The sequence below is a fragment of the Desulfovibrio piger genome, assembly GCF_012843875.1.
GTDB lineage: Bacteria > Desulfobacterota > Desulfovibrionia > Desulfovibrionales > Desulfovibrionaceae > Desulfovibrio.
In genome coordinates, this window is sequence record NZ_JABAFY010000014.1 from 1 (window position 1) to 18,921 (window position 18,921).

Annotated in this window: 17 protein-coding genes, 1 tRNA gene and 1 pseudogene; 10 read left to right on the forward strand and 9 right to left on the reverse strand. The window is 64.7% G+C overall.

The annotated features are described in order from the left end of the window. Window positions 1-126 (forward strand): annotated as a pseudogene (locus tag HF854_RS12685) (IS5/IS1182 family transposase); the annotation flags it as partial. Between the two features lie 168 nt (window positions 127-294). Here the strand turns inward: HF854_RS12685 and HF854_RS05265 are convergent. Next, window positions 295-370: transfer RNA gene (locus tag HF854_RS05265), tRNA-Ala, on the reverse strand. 522 nt (window positions 371-892) lie between these two features. Between HF854_RS05265 and HF854_RS05270 the strand changes: the two genes are divergently transcribed. The 3 genes from HF854_RS05270 (at window position 893) to ruvC (ending at window position 3,065) form a co-directional block, all read left to right on the forward strand. Beyond that, window positions 893-1,555, forward strand: coding sequence for an RlmE family RNA methyltransferase (locus tag HF854_RS05270; protein WP_168935354.1), 663 nt, complete (start codon window positions 893-895; stop codon window positions 1,553-1,555). 171 nt (window positions 1,556-1,726) lie between these two features. Continuing rightward, window positions 1,727-2,464, forward strand: coding sequence for a YebC/PmpR family DNA-binding transcriptional regulator (locus HF854_RS05275; protein ID WP_168935355.1), 738 nt, complete (start codon window positions 1,727-1,729; stop codon window positions 2,462-2,464). 88 nt (window positions 2,465-2,552) lie between these two features. Further along, a complete protein-coding gene (gene ruvC, locus HF854_RS05280; RefSeq protein ID WP_168935356.1) occupies window positions 2,553-3,065 on the forward strand; it encodes a crossover junction endodeoxyribonuclease RuvC in 513 nt (170 codons plus the stop codon). A 351-nt stretch (window positions 3,066-3,416) separates the two neighbouring features. Here ruvC and HF854_RS05285 read toward each other — a convergent pair whose 3' ends face one another. Continuing rightward, on the reverse strand, window positions 3,417-4,013 hold the full coding sequence (locus tag HF854_RS05285) for a peptidylprolyl isomerase (protein WP_168935357.1): 597 nt from the start codon (window positions 4,011-4,013) through the stop codon (window positions 3,417-3,419). A gap of 579 nt (window positions 4,014-4,592) precedes the next feature. Between HF854_RS05285 and HF854_RS05290 the strand changes: the two genes are divergently transcribed. The 4 genes from HF854_RS05290 to HF854_RS05305 all read left to right on the forward strand — a co-directional run bounded on the left by HF854_RS05290 (window position 4,593) and on the right by HF854_RS05305 (window position 10,199). Then, the gene (locus HF854_RS05290) at window positions 4,593-5,291 is read left to right on the forward strand and encodes a Bax inhibitor-1/YccA family protein (protein ID WP_168935358.1); all 699 of its coding nucleotides are present in this window, start codon (window positions 4,593-4,595) and stop codon (window positions 5,289-5,291) included. Window positions 5,292-5,571: 280 nt separating this feature from the next. Continuing rightward, on the forward strand, window positions 5,572-7,983 hold the full coding sequence (gene rnr / locus HF854_RS05295) for a ribonuclease R (protein WP_168935359.1): 2,412 nt from the start codon (window positions 5,572-5,574) through the stop codon (window positions 7,981-7,983). Beyond that, window positions 7,980-9,599, forward strand: a complete 1,620-nt coding sequence (gene murJ, locus HF854_RS05300; RefSeq protein WP_168935360.1) for a murein biosynthesis integral membrane protein MurJ — start codon at window positions 7,980-7,982, stop codon at window positions 9,597-9,599. Before rnr ends, murJ begins: the two co-directional genes overlap by 4 nt. A 150-nt stretch (window positions 9,600-9,749) precedes the next feature. After that, window positions 9,750-10,199: a hypothetical protein gene (locus HF854_RS05305; RefSeq protein WP_168935361.1), complete on the forward strand. Its 450-nt coding sequence runs from the start codon at window positions 9,750-9,752 to the stop codon at window positions 10,197-10,199. A gap of 128 nt (window positions 10,200-10,327) precedes the next feature. Here HF854_RS05305 and HF854_RS05310 read toward each other — a convergent pair whose 3' ends face one another. The 7 genes from HF854_RS05310 to HF854_RS05340 form a co-directional block, all read right to left on the reverse strand. Next, the gene (locus HF854_RS05310; RefSeq protein ID WP_168935362.1) at window positions 10,328-11,491 is read right to left on the reverse strand and encodes a tRNA-specific 2-thiouridylase; all 1,164 of its coding nucleotides are present in this window, start codon (window positions 11,489-11,491) and stop codon (window positions 10,328-10,330) included. A 101-nt stretch (window positions 11,492-11,592) separates the two neighbouring features. Further along, window positions 11,593-12,342, reverse strand: coding sequence for an amino acid ABC transporter ATP-binding protein (locus HF854_RS05315; RefSeq protein ID WP_006009214.1), 750 nt, complete (start codon window positions 12,340-12,342; stop codon window positions 11,593-11,595). Continuing rightward, entirely contained in the window at window positions 12,326-13,126 is an 801-nt protein-coding gene (locus HF854_RS05320; protein WP_006009216.1) for an amino acid ABC transporter permease, read from the reverse strand. Before HF854_RS05320 ends, HF854_RS05315 begins: the two co-directional genes overlap by 17 nt. Window positions 13,127-13,230: 104 nt before the next feature. Then, entirely contained in the window at window positions 13,231-13,971 is a 741-nt protein-coding gene (locus tag HF854_RS05325; protein ID WP_168935363.1) for a basic amino acid ABC transporter substrate-binding protein, read from the reverse strand. A 248-nt stretch (window positions 13,972-14,219) separates the two neighbouring features. Beyond that, on the reverse strand, window positions 14,220-14,960 hold the full coding sequence (locus tag HF854_RS05330) for a basic amino acid ABC transporter substrate-binding protein (protein ID WP_168935364.1): 741 nt from the start codon (window positions 14,958-14,960) through the stop codon (window positions 14,220-14,222). 221 nt (window positions 14,961-15,181) lie between these two features. Continuing rightward, window positions 15,182-15,922: a basic amino acid ABC transporter substrate-binding protein gene (locus HF854_RS05335; protein ID WP_006009232.1), complete on the reverse strand. Its 741-nt coding sequence runs from the start codon at window positions 15,920-15,922 to the stop codon at window positions 15,182-15,184. 110 nt (window positions 15,923-16,032) lie between these two features. Further along, window positions 16,033-16,722, reverse strand: coding sequence for an NYN domain-containing protein (locus HF854_RS05340; protein ID WP_168935365.1), 690 nt, complete (start codon window positions 16,720-16,722; stop codon window positions 16,033-16,035). Between the two features lie 131 nt (window positions 16,723-16,853). On the opposite strand from HF854_RS05340, the gene HF854_RS05345 reads away from it, so the two are divergent. Both HF854_RS05345 and HF854_RS05350 read left to right on the forward strand, forming a co-directional pair. Then, window positions 16,854-18,185, forward strand: a complete 1,332-nt coding sequence (locus tag HF854_RS05345) for an O-antigen ligase family protein (protein WP_240937667.1) — start codon at window positions 16,854-16,856, stop codon at window positions 18,183-18,185. Next, on the forward strand, window positions 18,182-18,769 hold the full coding sequence (locus HF854_RS05350; RefSeq protein ID WP_168935366.1) for a GNAT family N-acetyltransferase: 588 nt from the start codon (window positions 18,182-18,184) through the stop codon (window positions 18,767-18,769). Before HF854_RS05345 ends, HF854_RS05350 begins: the two co-directional genes overlap by 4 nt. Window positions 18,770-18,921: the final 152 nt, after the last annotated feature.

Sequence of the window (18,921 nt, forward strand, 5' to 3'; positions counted from 1 at the left end):
TTCGGCTGGCTGGTTCGCTGGAGGCGTCTTGTGCGGGATTACGAGCGACGCCTTGATGTGTCTGAGTCCATGACTCAAATAGCCATGGCAAGCATACTGTTGAAACGTTTCATTATTGATAAATGAGTTTCCAAACACGCTCTGAGCTCCCATAGACTCATAAGGTGGCGTTTTTCTGCCAATGTGATCTATCTGGTCTGTCTTTTTGAAATTGACAATGGAACAAAAAGATCGACCATCAAAGATAACAGAAAAGGGGTCACAGTCCAGAACCGTAACCCCTAGTTTTCCTTGTGGTGGAGAAGAGGAGACTTGAACTCCCGACCCCCGCCTTGCGAAGGCGATGCTCTCCCAGCTGAGCTACTTCCCCACATGGACGCCACAACGCGGCTTAGCGAGGTATGTATGCCATTCACCTGCTGCGGTCAAGTCTTTTTTGCGAACAGGTCGCCCGTCGCTCAGGAGAGAAGGGCCTGATATCTGTGGCATGAAAGGATCGGCAGCTACAGCTGGGTCGACAATCGGGAGGGCACGCTCGCACCAGTGACCGCCGGGTTGGGGAGGGGGCGCCATGTCCGCCGCTCGCTCCAGTTGTTTCTAAAGCGTTCCTTCCTTTGGTATGCAGGTAAATAGCTCCAGCTTTCCCGGAACGCCTGCGGGAAAGCAAGACCGCTCCGAAGCAGGATGGCTACCAATGTCCTGACCGTCACGATACAGAAGGACATCCCGTGGCCGCGCTCTGCGGCTGGCAACCTGCACGCCACGCTGGACAAAGCCCGTGGCATCCCGGGTCCTCTTCTTCCGTCCATCCCCTGAAAAAAATCGGCCGGGCCGCCCCTGTGGGGCTTGGCTACCGCGAAAAAAAACGCTATAGAAGCCCGCTGGTGTCACTATGAAGGAATATCGAGATCATTATTTTCTCAAGGCCAAGCGCGAGAATTATCCGGCCCGTTCCGTGTACAAGCTCAAGGAACTGGACGCGAAGTTCAAGCTCTTCCGCCAGGGGATGCGCGTTCTGGATCTGGGCGCGGCTCCGGGCTCGTGGTCGCTGGGTGCTGCCGAAAAGGTGGGCCAGCGCGGGCTCGTGCTGGGCTGCGACATCCAGACCACGGAGACCGCCTTTCCGCCGCAGGTCACCTTCATGCAGGAGGACGTGTTCAACCGTTCCGATGCCTTTGAAGCCCGCCTGTGCGAGATGGGGCCGTTCGACGTGGTCATGAGCGACATGGCGCCCCGTACCACCGGGACCAAGTTCACGGACCAGGCCCGTTCGCTCGAGCTGGCCTGCGAGGCCCTGGAAGTGGCGCGCCTGCACCTCAAACCCGGCGGCAGCTTCATCGTCAAGATTTTCATGGGGCCGGACATCCAGGAGATGCTCCAGCCCATGCGTCGCGCCTTCAAGGCCGTCAAATCCTTCAAGCCCAAGAGCTCCCGAGCCGAGAGCAAGGAGACCTTCTTCGTGGGCATGGGGTTCAAGGCCGAGGCGCGTCCTGCCGCACAGGATGCGGGCACGGACGGAGCCGCCGACACCGGACAGGAGCCCGGCGCCCTTTAGGGGCGTCCCATCCTCCGCTGTCCGGGCCGCTGCACCCGCGTGCGCGCCCGGAGGGGCCGGAAGCGTGCTCCCGCCGCCGGGATGTCCCGGTATCCTGGGCAGGGAACGGACGCGCCGCAAGGCCGTCTGTCTTTTTTCACCTTTTACATTCTCCGAGTTTTGGGAGGTTTTATGTCTGGGCACAGCAAATGGGCCAATATCCAGCACCGCAAGGGCCGTCAGGACGCCAAGCGCGGCAAGGTTTTCACCAAGGCCGCCAAGGAAATCATCATCGCTGCCAAGAACGGTGGCGATCCGGCGGGCAACCCTCGTCTGCGTGCCGCCATTGCCGCTGCCAAGGCCGTGAACCTGCCCAAGGACAAGATCGAAGCCGCCATCCGCAAGGGTACCGGTGAAGATGCGGGCGGCGATCTGACCGAATGCTTCTACGAAGGCTACGGCCCCGCCGGTATCGCCATCATGGTGGAAGTGGCCACCGACAACAAGAACCGCACCGTGGCCGAAGTGCGCCACCTGTTCACCAAGCACGGCGGCAGCCTGGGCACCGACGGCAGCGTGAGCTGGATGTTCGACCGCAAGGGCGTCATCACCGTGGACAAAGCCGCCTACACCGAAGACCAGATGATGGAAGTGGCCATGGAAGCCGGCGCCGACGACGTCATCGACGATGAAGATGTCTGGACCCTCCAGACCGCCATGGCCGACTTCGCGGCCGTGCGCGATGCTCTGGAATCCGCCGGTGTGACCATGCAGTCCGCCGAACTGGCCATGGTGCCCCAGAACCTGGTGGCCGTGGACGCCGAAGCCGCCCAGAAGGTCATCCGTCTCATGGAAGCCCTGGACGACAACGACGACGTGCAGAACGTCTACGCCAACGCCGACTTCCCCGAAGACATGGATATGGACTAGTCCGGTACGTTCCCGCCCCTCCGGGCGGCAGATGTCCGTTTTTTGCCCGGCATTCCCTGAGTGCCGGGCTTTTTTTCTATGGAGAACTATGGCAGACACTCCTCGTGTGGTCCTGGGGGTCGACCCCGGCTCCCAGCGTACGGGCTGGGGCATCATCGCGGAACAGTCCGGCGTGCTGCGTCTGGTGGATTGCGGCATCATCCGCACCACCTCCAGCGGTGAAAAGGAATTCTCCCAGCGGCTGGCCGTCATCTACCGGCAGCTGGCGGACGTGGTGGGCCGTTACCGGCCGCAGGAGGCCGCCATCGAGCAGGTCTTCACGGCCAAGAACGCGGCCAGCGCCCTCAAGCTGGGCCAAGCCCGCGGTGTGGCCGTGGCCGCCTGCGCCGCCCACAGGGTGCCGGTGAGCGATTACGAGCCCACGCTGGTCAAAAAATCCGTGGTGGGCACCGGCCGCGCGGAAAAGGAACAGGTGGCCTTCATGGTGCGGTGTTTGCTCAATGTGCGCGGTGAGGGCTGGGCCCTGGACACCACGGACGCCCTGGCCGTGGCCATCTGCCATCTGACCATGCGCCGCCTGAAGCTGCTGGCCCGGCGCTGAGGCGTTGGGAGTTTTATTGTTTGTTGGGGGAAGGAACCCCCTTTCTCTGGCGCGAAAAGGGGGTTCCTTCCCCCAAGCCCCCATCCTCCCCCAAACGCGCTTTATCAGGCACAAAAAAAGACGCCACGTGGCGTCTTTTTTTGTGCGATAGTCATGTCAGGTTCTCTGGTGGGTAGGCCGGAAGAATAGCGGGCGTCCTGTTTCCCGATATCCTCGCCCGCCAGCCAGTGACGGGGACTTTCTATATCGACCTGAACAAAAGGTTTTGGAAGGGAGGGGGAGTAGGGGGAGGGAGGACCTTTTCCCCGAAAGGTTTCCCTCCCCCTGCATCTCTTTTCCCGCTTATACCATTTATTCCACGATGGTGGCGCGCTTGATGATGACGGGCTGCATGGGCACGTCTTCGTAGTAGCCGCGGCTGCCGGTCTTGACGGCCGCGATCTGGTCCACCACGTCCTGGCCGCGGATGACCTTGCCGAACACGGCATAGCCCCAGCCCTGCGGGTCCTTGCTGCGGTGGTCGAGGAAGCTGTTGTCCTTGACGTTGATGAAGAACTGGGCCGTGGCCGAATGCGGGTCGGAGGTACGGGCCATGGCGATGGTGTACTTGCGGTTGCGCAGGCCGTTGTCGGCTTCGTTCTTGATGGGGGCGCGGGTGGTCTTTTCGCGCAGGCTGGCGGTCATGCCGCCGCCCTGGATCATGAAGTCCTTGATGACGCGGTGGAAGATGGTGCCGTCATACTGGCCGGCCTTGACGTATTCCAGAAAGTTGGCCGTGGTCATGGGGGCCTTGCGGGCATCCAGACGCACGAGGATGTCGCCCATGCTGGTCTCCAGCTTGACGACGGGGTCCGGGCCCTGGGCGCGGATGTCCTGGGGGGCGGCCAGCAGGGCGCAGGCCAGCAGCAGGGCGGGCAGCAGACGGGTGAAGAGAGCGGATTTCTTCATCAAAAATTCCTTTGTGGTTTGAAACCTCCCCCTTCAGGGGGAAAAGAGTGGTTGACAAGACGGCGGAGCCGATGAAATCCTTTTCCATAACCTCTCCCTTTAGGGAGGGGCAATCCGCACGCCCCCTATCCGTCGGCTGCGGAGTCAGTCGGCGGACGGGGCGACTGTGGATTGAAACATGAAGGGTTCTCCTTGATGATCTGTCGCACCATGCCGGTGCGACAGGCGCACGGTAGCATGTGCCGGGGGGAGCGGCAAGGGAAGGGGAGGCCGGAAACCCGCAGACGGAGGGACTCAGGATAGGGACGGCCCTTCTGTGATGGGGGGAGGCCGGACGGTGCGGAAACGCCAGTCCTGGACGGAGCTCGTGCGGCAGGAACGGGACGCGCCGTCATCCTGCTCGCCGGCGGCTTTTGCCGACCCCGAAGGGGAGCGTGGCCTTCCTTCCCGGGATCACCGGACCATGACCGGCGGCCTGACCCGGCCGGGGCTTGCTTTTGCGCGCCATATTCCTATATGTTAAGCAAGGAATGAAAGTACGGCCGTGCATGCCGCGCGGCCAAATCCCGGAGGAAAAACATGACTGCTCGTACCATTGCGCAAAGCGCTGTGAGCGCCGTTTCCATCTATATGCGCCAGGTCTACATGTGGATGACCGCCGGTCTGGCCATCACGGCCGTGACGGCCTTTGCCGTGGCGTCCAGCCCCGACCTGCAGATGGCCATCCTGGGCAACATGGTGATCATGATCGCCCTCATCGTGGCCCAGTTCGGCATGGTCATCGCCCTGGGCGCCGCCATCCACAAAATGTCGGCCACCACGGCCACGGCGGTGTTCATCGCCTATTCGGCCCTGACCGGCCTGACCCTGTCCAGCATCTTCGTGGTCTATCCCATCGGTTCCATCGCCAATGCCTTCCTGACGGCCACGGGCACCTTCCTGGCCATGTCGGTGTACGGCACGGTGACCAAGCGTGACCTGACCGGCATGGGCAACTTCCTGATGATGGGCCTGTTCGGCATCATCATCGCGTCCATCGTCAACATCTTCCTGGCCAGCAGCATGATGGACTTCGTCATCAGCTGCATCGGCGTGCTGATCTTCACCGGCCTCACCGCCTATGACACCCAGAAGCTGCGCGTCTTCGGCATGAACGCTCCTGTGGACGACGCCACGGCCATGCGCCGCGGTGCCCTGCTGGGCGCCCTGGAACTGTATCTGGACTTCATCAACCTGTTCCTGATGCTGCTGCGCCTGTTCGGCGGCAACCGCGACTAGCGGGCAGGACTTTTACACGCCCTCCTTCCCCGCCCGCACATGAGGGGAAAGAGGGAAGATCCCGCGTCCTGTATCGGCGGGAAAGCTGCAGTAGCAGAAGGGGCGCAGGATGGATGGCCGCATTTGGAGCGGCTACTCCGATGATATGACAGAGGGGCGGAAGGGTGACCTTCCGCCCCTCTTGCGTCTGCCGGCTTTGACAAGCGGGCCCGGGGCCCGTATGCAGGACGGACGGACATTTTGTGCAAACATCGTCGCCCTGTGCGGCGTACAAGGATCTATGAGCAAGAAAAACAACTACTTCGATCTTCCGGCCGGTCTTGATGACGCCGAGCTGCTGGAGATCTTCCATGAACAGAACCGTCCCCTGCGCCTGGATGCCCTGCTGCGGGTCACGGGCCTGCCGCGTGCGGCCCGCAAGATACTGGAAGACCAGCTCTATGCCCTGGCTGACGAAGGCCGGCTGGTGCGCCTGCAGGGCGGGCTCTGGGCCCGTGCCGATGGTCTGCGCCAGGTGCGCGGCCGCTATATGGCCCTGCGCAGCGGCGCGGGCGGTTTCGTGACGCCCCTGGGCGACAACGGGCAGGTGACCGGGCCGGACATCTTCATCCACCCCCTGCAGGCGGGTGATGCCTGGCATCAGGACATGGTGCGCGTGGCCCTGTCGCCGCGTTCGCACGCCCGCGGCAAGAGCCAGGAAGGCCGCATCGTGGAAGTACTGGAACGCGGCTGCCGTGAGGTGCCCGTGCACGTGATCCATGTGACCGGACGCCGCGCCCTGTGCCGTCCGGCGGACAGCCGCATGCCCTTCGATGTCAGCGTGGAGCTGCCCGGGGACATGGAGCGTCCTTCCGGCGGTTCGTTGCTGCTGGTGGCGCCGGAAAAGCGCCTGGCCGCCGACCTCTGGCAGGCCCGTCTGCTGCAGGCCGTGGGCCGGGAAGATGACATCGCCGTGCAGGAGGATCTGGTCAAACTTAACCACGAGGTACCGCGGGAGTTTCCGCCCCGGGTCCAAGCCGAGGCCGACGCCCTGCCGTCCGCGCCCCAGCATGCCGACATGGCCGGGCGCGAGGACGTGCGCGCATTGCCGCTGGTGACCATCGACGGCGCCGATGCCCGTGACTTCGACGATGCCGTGCAGGTGGAGGCCCGTCCCGGCGGGGGCTGGCTCCTGCGTGTGGCCATCGCCGACGTGAGCCATTATGTGCGCCCGCGTTCGGCGCTGGATACCGAATCCCTGGCGCGCGGCAATTCCTGGTATTTTCCCACGTCGGTGGAGCCCATGCTGCCGCCCGCCCTGTGCAACGGTCTGTGCAGTCTGCGCCCTGACGAAGACCGGCTGGCCATGCTGGCCGAGATCCCCTTTTCCGCCACCGGGCAGCCGGGCAGGCCGCGCTTCGCGGCGGTGGTCATGCGTTCGGCGGCCCGCCTGACCTACGATCAGGTCAAGGCCTGCCTGCTGGACAGGGACGAGCAGGCCCGTGCCGCGCTGGCCGCCGGACCGCGCGGGCAGGAAGTGCTGGACATGCTGGAGACGGCTTTCGAACTGTACCGTTGCCTGCGTGAGGCCCGGCAGCGCCGGGGAAGCCTGGATTTCGACCTGCCGGAACCGGAATACGGCTTTGACGACAAGGGCCGCCTGCTGCGCGTGTCCCGCCGTGTGCGCCACGACGCCCACCGCCTCATCGAAGAATTCATGATCGCGGCCAACGAGGCCGTGGCCCGTCATCTGGGCGGCCTGAAAGCCGACGGCAGCCCGGAGGGGGCCCCGAAGGAGCCTTTCCTCTATCGTGTGCATCCCCAGCCCGATCCCGAGCGGCTGGAGAGCCTGTTCGACTCCCTGGAAGCCATCGACCCCGAACTGGTGCCCGTGAAGCCCGCGGCCTCGGCCCTGCAGGGCATCCTGCGGGACGTGCAGGGTTCGGACAGGGAGTTCCTGGTGGGGCGCCTGTGCCTGCGGGCCATGCCCCAGGCCCGCTACCAGCCGGAGAACGAAGGGCACTTTGGTCTGGCGTCCCGTGCGTACTGCCACTTCACCTCGCCCATCCGCCGTTATGCCGACCTGCTGGTGCACCGGGCGCTCAAGGCCAGTCTGGGCCTGTACGGCGGTGCCCTGCCTGCCGGGCAGAAGCTGCTGCGCGTGGCTGACCAGCTCAACCGGCGCGAGCGGGACGCCCTGGACTGCGAGCGCGAGATGGCCCGGCGTCTGGCCTGCATGGCCCTTGAGGGCCGCGTGGGCGAGCGTTTTAGGGGCGTGGTGGCCGGTGTCAATGATTTCGGCCTGTTCGTGGAACTGAGCGAGATGCCCGTGGAAGGCATGATCCGCGTGGAGGATCTGGGCGACGACTGGTACGACTTCGATGCCCGCCGCCAGTGTCTGGTGGGGCAGCGCTCGGGCCTGTGCTGGAGCATGGGCCAGTCCCTCGAGGTGGTGCTGGCCGAAGTGCACAGCGGCCGTCTGGAGATCCGCCTGCTGCCCACGGAGCTGGGCGTGGCGGCCCGCCGCGGCGGACGTGTGTCGCGCGGGCGGCAGGGACGGCCGGGCAAGGCTCCGGCCCGTCATGCCAAATTGCCGCATCAGCGCAAGGGCCGTGACCGCGACGGGCAGCGTCCCGTGCGCGGCAAAGGACAGGCCCGCCGGGATGGAGGGCACGGGGCACGCCGTCCCGCAGGACGGGGGAGACGCGGATGAGCTTTTTCTCGCAAAAACAGCGCATGGGCGCGGCGGCCCTGATCTTGGCCGCCAGCACCATCCTGTCCCGCCTCATGGGACTGGTGCGCGACAAGGTCATCTCCTGGCAGTTCGGCGCGGGCAGTGAAGCGGACATGTACTTCGCGGCCTTCGTGGTGCCGGACATCATCAACCACCTGCTGGCCGGGGGCATAATGGCCATCACCATCATCCCCCTGCTGTCCCGGCGCTTCCAGGAGGACGAGGACGACGGCTGGCGCTTTTTCTCCTGCATCTTCTGCTGGATGGTGGTGGCCTCGCTGCTGGTGACGGGGGCGGGCATGCTGGGCGCCGAGGAGCTGGCCCGCATCACGGCCCCGGGCTTCGACGCCGCTCAGACGGCACGGCTGGCCTTTTTCATGCGCATCATCCTGCCCGCGCAGGTCTTCTTTCTGTGCGGGGCCTGCGTTACGGCCCTGCTCTACATGCGGCGGCAGTTCCGCGTGCCCGCACTGGCGCCCCTGATCTACAACGGCTGCATCATCGCGGGCGGCCTGCTGCTGCCCTGGCTGACGCAGGGCATGGATCTGCCTGCCGAATGGGAACTGGGCGGCATGACCGGCTATTGCGTGGGCGTGACCGTGGGGGCCTGTCTGGGGGCCTTTTTGCTGCCCTTCCGGGTGGCCGCCGCCGGGGGGCTGCGCCTGTCGCCGGTCTTCCGGCATCCGCTGCTCAAGCGCTTTTTGATCATGGCCCTGCCTCTTATGCTGGGCCAGACCGTCATCTTCCTGGATGAGCAGTTCATGCGCGTGTTCGGCTCGCTGGTGGGCGACGGCGCCGTGAGCCTGCTCAACTATGCCCGGCGCATCATGCAGGTGCCGGTGGGCCTCATGGGACAGGCGGCCGCCGTGGCTTCCTATCCCTTCCTGGTCTCCCTGCTGACCAATGGCGAGAAGGAACGCTTCGATCAGACCCTGAGCGCGGCCCTGCGGGCCAGCGTGGGCCTCATCATCCCCTGCGCCCTCTGGATGGGCGTGGCCGCCCAGCCCATCATGGGCGTCATCTTCCAGGGCGGCCGCTTCGGTCTGGCCGAGACCATGGCCAGCACGCCCCTGTTGCAGATCATGCTGGCCGCCACGCCGCTGTGGATTCTGTACATGGTGCTGGTGCGCGCCTTCTATGCCGACGGCGATACCCTGACCCCGGCCACCACGGGCACGGTCATGACCCTGCTGGCCCTGCCGGTCTATTACTGGTGGGCCGTGCCCCTGGGCGTGTGGGCCATCGCCCTGACCTCGGCGGTGAGCGTCAGCGCCTATGTGCTCTGGCTGGTGGCCATCTGGGCACGACGGCAGGGCACGGGGGCCTTCGCGGGCCTGCTTTCCCTGTCCGGCCGGGCCCTGTTGTGCTCCCTGCCCGCCGGGGCGGCCTCCTGGGCGGCCCAGTACGGGCTGGACGGCCTGCGCGCCTCCGGGACGCTGGCCTTGCCCGCCGTGGCCCATGCCTGTCTGGCCTGCGCTGCCAGCGGTCTGGCCTTTGCCGTGATCTTCCTGCCCTTGAGCTACAGGCTGGCACCCGGCATACTGGAGCCTGTCTGGCGGCGGCTGCGGCGCGGCCGTCCGCAGGGACAGGCCTAGGGAAGACGGCGGGCCAGCTGTCGTCCACGCCTGGCTTGGGACGGCGGTCTGTCGCCGACAAAAGGCCGTGCCCCGGACGAGGCGTTATGCGCCATGCCCGGAGCCCTGTGGCCGGCGCAAGGCTTTTCCATCATCATCGAGGAGACGAAGATGCAAAAAATACTGCTGACAGGCCTGCTGATCCTGTTGCTGGCCGTTCCTGCGCCGGCTGCGGAAAAGGAAGTGGCCGGTGTCTTTTTCCCTCTGCCTGAGGGCTGGAGCGTCGTGGAGGAAAATACGTCCGGGACGACTTCCACCTTGCTGCTCCGGCAGGAAGGCCGCCGGACGGCCATCGCCGTGATGGTGGCCGCCGATGCGGGCCTTGCCCCCGCCCGGATAGCGGCGGAACTGGCCTCCGTGACCGGAGCCACGGCCGATCCTGTGGAGCGGGAGGGACAGTACAGCTTCCCCATCAAGAAAGACGGTCAGGATGGCGTCTGTTTTCTGGCGCAGTCCAACGGACGATTCATCCTGGTCAGCGTGCTGGGCGAGCTGTCCCCGGCCGTGCCCCTGCTGGAAGGCATGCGCTGCCCGGCCGATCCCGGCCTTGTGCTGCGCTGATCTTTCCCTGTCCTGAAAATAAAAAAGCGTCCCTGTGCTGCCACAGGGACGTTTTTTTATGGTTCGTTGCCGGAGCGGGGCGCTTCAAAACGGAACAGGCCGTCTGCCCTTTCTCCCGGTCATCCTTGCTAGAACAGTTCCCGCACCAGCGCACCGGCCAGTACGCGGCCTTGCTCGTCGTAGATGGCGGCCACCTGTCCGGGGGCGCTGGGGAATTGCGGTTCCGCCAGCGTGATGCGCAGGCCGCCGTCCGTGATCTCCACCCGGGCGGGGGTGGGGCGCTGGCGATGGCGCAGGCGGGCCAGCAAGGTGTCCGGCCACTGTTCGGGCGGGCAGAGCAGGTTGGCGGGGCCGGTGAGGCAGCCATGCATGCCCAGGCGGGCCCTGCCGCCCACCACGAGGGTATTGTCCTCTCCCTGCTTGCGCAGCACGTAAAGGGGCTCGCTGTGGGCGATGCCCAGGCCCCGGCGCTGGCCTTCGGTATAGCGCCACAGGCCTTCATGCCGGGCCAGCGGGCGCAGCACGGGGCGGCCGTTGCTGTCCGCCTCTTCCAGCAGGACGGGGCCGCTGCCGGGCAGGGACAGGCCTTCCGCCTGCCAGCGCCGCTCCAGGAAGGCCCGGTAGGCGTCCTCTCCGGCGGGGATGAAGCATATCTCCTGGCTTTCCTGCGGTACGGGCACTGCCAGCCCCGCGTCCTTCACCTGGGCGATGCTGGCGGCCTTGTCCTGCCGGGCAAGGGGGAACACGGCCCGGCGCAGGCGCTCCAGCGGCACGAGGGAAAGGAAATAGCTCTGGTCCTTGGCCAGGTCGTCCGCTGCGGCCAGCACGGGCCCGGCAGGGCCGTCCAGCAGGCGGGCGTAATGGCCGGTGGCGATGCGGTCCGCGCCCAGGCTCAGGGCGGCGTCCAGCAGGGCCCCGAACTTGATGGCCCGGTTGCAGAGCGCACAGGGGTTGGGCGTCCGGCCCCGGGCATAGGCCCGCACGAAGGGCGTGACGACCTCCCTGTCGAAGACCGCGCGCATGTCGGCCACATGCAGGGGGATGCCCAGCTGTCCGCAGGCTGTTTGCAGGCCTTCCACCGCCTGACGGCTGGCGGGGGGCAGAGGCGCGGCCAGGACCTCCGCTGCCGTGAGCAGACGGGGGCCTTCAGGGGCCGGGCGCAGGCCGGAAGATGCGGCATCGGGCAGGAAGAGCCCGTGCAGGGCCAGGACGTCGTGTCCCTGTTCGCGCAGGCGCAGGAGGGCGCAGAGGCTGTCCACGCCGCCGCTGACGGCAACGGCCAGTTGTGTCATCAAAAAGTCTCCTTGGCGTCCGGCCGGGCCGGAGGGAAGATGCGAAAACAGCCCGCCAGAAAAGCTGACGGGCTGCGGAAAACCTTGGGCCGGGAAACGGCTTACAGGATCTGCGTCAGGAACTGGCGCAGGCGCGGATGGCGCGGCGAGTTGAACAGGGTATCGGGCTTGCCCATTTCCAGGATCTGGCCGTGGTCCATGAAGATCAGGCGGTCGGCCACGGTACGGGCAAAGCCCATTTCGTGGGTCACGCAGATCATGGTCATGCCTTCTTCGGCCAGGCTCACCATAACGTCCAGCACTTCGCCCACCATTTCGGGGTCAAGGGCGGAGGTGGGCTCGTCGAAGAGCATGATGTCCGGCTGCATGGCCAGGGCGCGGGCGATGGCCACGCGCTGCTGCTGGCCGCCGGAGAGCATGGCGGGGTAGACGTTGGCCTTGTCGCTGATGCCCACTTTCTTGAGCAGCTTCAGGGCCATGGTCTCGGCTTCGGCCTTGGGGATGTTCAACAGCTTGCGCGGGGCCAGGGTCAGGTTCTGCAGCACCGTCTTGTGCGGGAAGAGGTTGAACTGCTGGAAGACCATGCCGAGGTTGCGGCGCATCTCGTTGATGTTGTTGGCCTTGTCGTTGATGTCCTGCCCGTTGACGATGATGCTGCCGCCGTCGATCTCTTCAAGACGGTTGATGGAGCGCAGCAGGGTGGACTTGCCGGAACCGGAAGGCCCGATGATGACCACGCGCTCGCCGGGAGCGATATCGAGGCTCACATCCTGCAGGGCCGGGAGCTGTCCGAAGTACTTCCAGACGTGGCGGATGCTGATGATGGGCTCGGTGCTATTTTTTTCTGTCATAGTGATTGAGCCTCGCTTCGATGATGCTGACGATCTTGGAGAGGATGAGGGTGATGATGAGGTACACCAGGGCGACCACGGTGTAGGACTCGAAATAGCAGTAGCTCTTGGAGGCAAAACTGCGGGCGCGCTGCATCAGGTCGGGCATGCCGATGACGGAGACCAGGGCCGTATCCTTGAGCATGGCGATGCATTCGTTGCCGACGGGCGGGATGATGGTGCGCCAGGCCTGGGGCAGCACCACATAGAACATGGTCTGCACGCGGTTGAAGCCCAGGGAGCGGGCCGCTTCGGTCTGCCCGTGGGGGATGGCCAGGATGCCCGCGCGGAACACTTCGCCCATGTAGGCGCCGTAGCAGAAGCTCAGGGCGATGACGGCGGAGGTCACGCCTTCCATCTTCACCAGCATGGAGATGGCGAAGTAGATGTAGAAGATCTGCACCAGCAGGGGGATGCCGCGGATGACTTCCACATAGGTGGAGGCCAGCAGGTTGAAAAAGCGGTTGCGCGAGATGCGCCCCAGGCCGGTCAGCAGGCCCAGAGGCACGGCGCCGCAGATGGAGTAGGCCGTCACCTTGAAGGTGAGCAGCAGGCCGTCAGGCAGGAAGATGATGGCATCACGGTAGACCTGCGGCCCGGTGGTGCAGAGCAGCACCAGGGTGATGATGGCACCACACAGGGCGATGGACCATGCGTTGATGAGCCGCCATTCGCGAGGGTTCGGGATGGACGGGCCGTCCGTCACCATGATGATGTTGCCTTTGCTTTGCCCTTCGTCTTTCATTGTACAGGTTGCCCCTTGTATGCGGGAACGCCGGAAGGGCCCGGAGGCCCTTCCGAACAGTTGTCACAAAATGGGGACCGGCGGTGCCGGTCGCAGCGGCTGCCCTAGTCGGCAGTGCCCATCCACTCGACCTTCAGCTTGTTTTCGGTGCCGTCGGCCTTGATCTCGGCAATGGCCTTGTTGAGGCGGTTCAGCATCTCGGTACGGCCCTTGCGCACGCAGAAGCCGAAGTATTCGGGATTGTTGTGCTGGTAGGCGATGCCGAACTTGCCGGCGAAATCGGTACGCTTGTTGGCGTAGTACTTGGCGACGGGGTCGTCACAGATGACGGCGTCCACACGACCGGCGGCCAGGTCTTCGAAGGCCAGACCGATGTCGTCGTATTCGCGGATCTTGGCGCCCACGTTGGCTTCCTGCAGCACGAGCACGCCGGTGATGCCGATCTGGCTGCCCACGGTCAGGCCCTTGAGGTCGGCCAGGCTGTTGATCTTCTTGCCCTTGGGCATGACCACGGCCTGCACCACGCCGTAGTAAGGTTCGGTGAAGTCGAAGGCCTTCTGGCGTTCGGGAGTGATGGTGGTGGAAGCGGCCAGCAGGTCGTAGTTGCCGGCGGCCAGACCGGCGAAGATGCCGTCCCAGGCCACGTCGCGCAGTTCCATCTCATAACCGGCACGCTTGAGCACTTCCGTGGCGTAGGCGATGGAATAGCCGTTGGGCACCTTTTTGTCGTTCAGGAATTCCATGGGCGGATAGGTGCAGTTGGTGGCGACCACCAGGGTCTCGGCGGCCACGGACGTGCACATCATCATGAGAGCACACAGGGTAAGCGTGAGTTTGCGGAACATAATGCTGCCTCCAAAGGTTGATGAAGATGTCTGGCCTGAGGCTCGCGCCCGCATGCCAAAACCGGCCAAACTGGGTTTTATTAGCCGCGCAGGCCCCTGTCGTCAATACCCGGCGGGCGCCGGAGCCGCAGTTTTCCTGCCTGCGGGGCCCGGCCGCCTGTCAGCGGGCCAAAAATAAGGGAAGGGCCCGTGGGCCCTTCCCTGGGATGACGGAAGGATGGCCGGGACGTCCGGCCGGAGTGTCCGGGCTAGTCGGCAGCGCCCATCCACTTGATCTTCAGCTTGGCTTCGGTGCCGTCGGCCTGCATGCTGGCGATGGCCTTGTTGAGGCGTTCCAGCAGCTCGGTATCGCCCTTGCGCAGGCAGAAGCCGTAGTATTCGGGATCCTTGTGCAGGTAGGCAACGTTGAACTTGCCGGCGAAGTCTTCGCGCTTGTTGGCATAGAACTTGGCCACGGGGTCGTCACAGATGACGGCATCGGTACGGCCAGCGGCCAGGTCTTCGAAGGCCAGGCCGATGTCGTCGTATTCCTTGATCTTGGCGCCCACGTCGGCCTTGCGCAGCACGAACACGCCGGTGATGCCGATCTGGCTGCCCACGGTCAGGCCCTTGAGGTCGGCCAGGCTGTTGATCTTCTTGCCCTTGGGCATGACCACGGCCTGCACGGCGCCATAGTAGGGGATGGTGAAGTCGAAGGCCTGCTGGCGCTCGGGGGTGATGGTGGTGGAGGAAGCCAGGATGTCGTAGTTACCGGCGGCCAGACCGGCGAAGATGCCGTCCCACGCCACGTCGCGGAAGGTGATCTTCAGATTCGCGCGTTTGGCGATCTCATGGATGTAGTCGATGGAATAGCCGGTGGGGACCTTCTTGTCCGTCAGGAATTCCATGGGCGGGAAGGCACAGTTGCCGGCGACCACGAGGGTCTTGGCGGCCACGGGAGTGCACATCAGGACGAGTGCGCACAGGGTAAGAGTGAGTTTGCGGAACATAATGCTGCCTCCGAAAAATGGGAAAAAAGGCCTGGACCGGACCGGGCATCCGTGCCGGGCCCGGCCAGGATTGGGTCTTATTAGTCGCGCGGGCCCCGAGCGTCAATAGGTTTTCCGGGATTTTCCGGCCGCCGCACAGGGCCGGAAACGCAGGAAGGGCCCGCAGGCCCTTCCGAAATGTCATATGATGGTGACCGGTGCTGCCGGCCGGGGTGTCCGGACTAGTCGGCAGAGCCCATCCACTTGATCTTCAGCTTGTCTTCGGTGCCGTCGGCCTTCATGGCGGCGATGGCCTTGTTGATGCGCTTCACGAGTTCGGTCTCGCCCTTGCGCACGCAGAAGCCGAAGTATTCGGGATCCTTGTGCAGGTAGGCCACGGAGAACTTGCCGGCGAAGTCTTCACGCTTGTTGGCGTAGAATTTGGCGACGGGGTCGTCGGCGATGACGGCGTCGATGCGGCCGGCGGCCAGGTCTTCGAAGGCCAGACCGATGTCGTCGTATTCCTTGATCTTGGCGCCCACGTTGGCCTTTTGCAGCACGAACACGCCGGTGATGCCGATCTGGCTGCCCACGGTCAGGCCCTTGAGGCCGGCCAGGCTGTCGATCTTCTTGCCCTTGGCCATGACCACGGCCTGCACGACGCCGTAATACGGGTCGGAGAAGTCGAAGGTCTTCTGGCGTTCGGGGGTGATGGTGGTGGAGGAGGCCAGGATGTCGTAGTTGCCCGAGGCCAGACCGGCAAAGATGCCGTCCCAGGCCACATCACGGAATTTCATGTCAAAGCCGGCGCGTTTGGCCACCTCCTTGATGTAATCAATGGAATAACCGGTGGGGACTTTCTTGTCGTTCAGGTATTCCATGGGCGGGTAGCCGCAGTGTCCGGCCACCACCAGGGTCTTGGCGGCCACGGCCGAGGACATGAGGACAAGGAAGCACAGGGCAAGGGTCAGTTTACGGATCATATCGCTGCCTCCGGAAGATTGATGGGATAGGTCCCGGCATGTGACACACGCATGCCGGGACAGCCAACCATATCTTGTCTTATGCGGGAGGGCCAGCGCCGTCAACTGCCTTACCAGCTGTTGCCCGGGGCGGGGCCGTCGTCCTCGTCGTCTTCGTCGCTGGCGCCGGGGGCCATGCGCGAAAGGGTATCGCGCAGGGGACGGGCCTGGGGCAGGGAAGCATTGCCGGGCGCGGCGTCGGCGTCATCTTCGGGGCGTTCGTCCTTGAGGGCCTGCTGCAGGAACCAGTCCTCGCGGATGCGCCAGGAGGCGGCCGCCGTGTAGGCGGGCGAGGAATAGCCCACGGAGAGGATCAGGGTGCGGCGGGCGTGTTCCTGCAGGCGGATGAGCAGGGGGGTGAAGTCCGCGTCGCCGGACAGGATGATGAATTCGTCAAAATGGGTGGGGTGGGACAGGTCATCCATGCAGTCCATGACCAGATGGATGTCCGTGCTGGTCTTGCCGCGGGTGGTCAGGGGCGGACAGTCCACCACCTGGAAGGCGCTGCGGATGAAATGGTAACGGAATTCCTGATAGCGCTGGGGGTTGAGGTAACACATGCGCTTCAGGATGCGGCGGCGCACGCCGTCACCGTAGAGGATGCGCAGGGCGTGGTTCTCGATCCAGCGCACCCAGCGGTAGGGGGCCATGCCGAAGGCCCGGGCCGCTTCGGGGTCTGCTTCAAGAAAACGGGTGTAAATGTTGTCAAAGTCCACATACAGGGCGCTGTACACTTCATCAAAACCGGTAAAACGTGCCATAATCTCCTCAATAGCTTATGAAATAAATGTTGAGTCTACTTAGCGCAGCGGGGGACTGGTGGCAAGAGGCGGCTTGAATTCGGCAAAGCCTGCCGCTATGGTGCCGCTATCCCACTACAGGAGGCCCGAAGATGTCGCAACTGAAGAGCTGTGTCGCGGACGTGATGGACCGTATCCGGCGACGCCATGACGCCGATCCCGGGGAATTCTGGCATGCCTGTCTTTTCTGGACGTTCTGGGTCTCCCTGGCCCTGTTCCCCATCGGCTACGGCTGGCGCGAAGTGACGCCGCCGCTGTGCTTCATCTTTCTGCTGCTCTATTACCGGCACGCCTGGCACCGTTCCGTCCTGCGCCGTCTCACGGTCTGGCCGCTCTTCCTCTGCGCCGGTGCCATGACCCTCATCGGCGTGGTCTTCTCCACGGACGTCTGGCAGTCCTTCCTGCATGGTGGCATGGGCGTCAACAAGGCCTATATCCTGCCTTTCATCGCCATGGAGTGCGTGCGCTCCACACGGGATCTGCGTCGCCTTGTCCATGCCTGTGTGCTGGCCTGTGTCTGGCAGGGACTGGACGGCATGTGGCAGGCCTGGACCGGCTTCGACTTCATCATGGGCTATGCGCCCAACGCCGGACGCCTGACCGGCAGCCTGGGGGATTACAGCGTGGGCAATTACATGGCGCTGGCCATGATCCCTGCCTTTGCCTGCTGGTTCCTGCTGCGTCGCCGTCTGGGCGTCCTGCCCGCGGCGATCGTCTGGGTGGTGCTCTTCATCCCGGCCTTTTTCCTGCTGGAAGGCGCCTCCAGCCGCAGCGGCATCCTGGCCGTGGCCTCCGCCTTCGTGTTCTGGGCCCTGCTGGCGGGCGGCAGGACGGGACGCATCGCCCTCTGGGGCTGCGTCCTGGTGCTGGGGGGCTTCACCCTGCTGTCCTTCCACCGCATGGATCCGTCCACCATCGCGGGGGACGGGCGCTGGAGCCTCTGGTCCTTGGGCTGGCAGGTCTTCCTCGAGCATCCCTGGCTGGGGGCGGGGCTTGACCGCTACAACGCCTGCTTCCGGGCCCTGGGGCTTGTCCCGGCCCATGACGCCATCACCATCAGCCACCCGCACAACATGTATCTGGATATCCTGTATGCCCACGGCATCATCGGCTTCATCCTGGGCATGATCTTCCTGCTGGGCTTCGCCTGGTGGGCGGGCAGGCATATCCGTCGTGCCCTGCACGACGGCGGTGTGGCGCAGCGTGCGGCGGAGGCCGCGGGCAGTCTTCTGCACTGGCGTCTGACGGCCTGGTTCTATCTGGGGTATCTGGGCTGGCTGGTCAACGGCATCTTTGGCCATGACTTTTATCGCATCTGGTGGCTGGGGCTGGCCATGTGCAGCCTGGGCATCTGCATAGGCGGTGTGGTCAGCGGGCTGGCCGCAGACGGGGGAAGCATCCCCGGCAGAGGAGAGGAGCGATGAGCTTTTGCCTGCAGGTGGCCGGGGACGGCGACGTCTTCCCCATGCTGGCCATCTATGCGCCCTATGTGCGGGACACGGCCATCACCTTCGAATACAAGGTGCCCACGGCTGCGGAGTTCGGCGCGCGTCTGCATCATGTGCTGCCGGAATATCCCTGGCTGGTCTGCCGGGCGCCGGGGCAGGTGCTGGGCTATGCCTATGCCCACCGGCACATGGAACGGGCGGCCTACGGCTGGAACGTGGAGTGCTCCGTCTATGTGCTGGGTTCCGCCCGTGGGCGCGGCGTGGGGCGTGCCCTGTACGGGGCCCTGCTGGAACTGTTGCGCCTGCAGGGCGTGGTCAACGCCTATGGCTGCATCGCGGTGCCCAACGAGCCTAGCGAAGCCCTGCACAGGGCGACGGGCTTTTCCCTGCTGGGGCATTTCCCGGCCTCGGGCTGGAAGCAGGGCCGCTGGCACGACATCGTCTGGTACGGTCGCTGCCTGCAGGAGCCGGGTGCGGGAGAGCCTGCGCCGCTGCGTCCTTTCGGCAGTCTCGGACAAGATTTGATGGACGAGGTGCTGCGCCGCCACGCCCGGGGATGACTTTCAGGCTCGTACGGTGATCGGGCAGAGCGGGGCAGACCTTGCCGGCAAAGGCTCCTCCGGCTGGAGGTGAGGCGCGGAGGGCGGACGGCCGTACCTGAGGCGAGCCGCACCGTGCCGCCGGGACGTCCTGCGACATCAATGATACGATA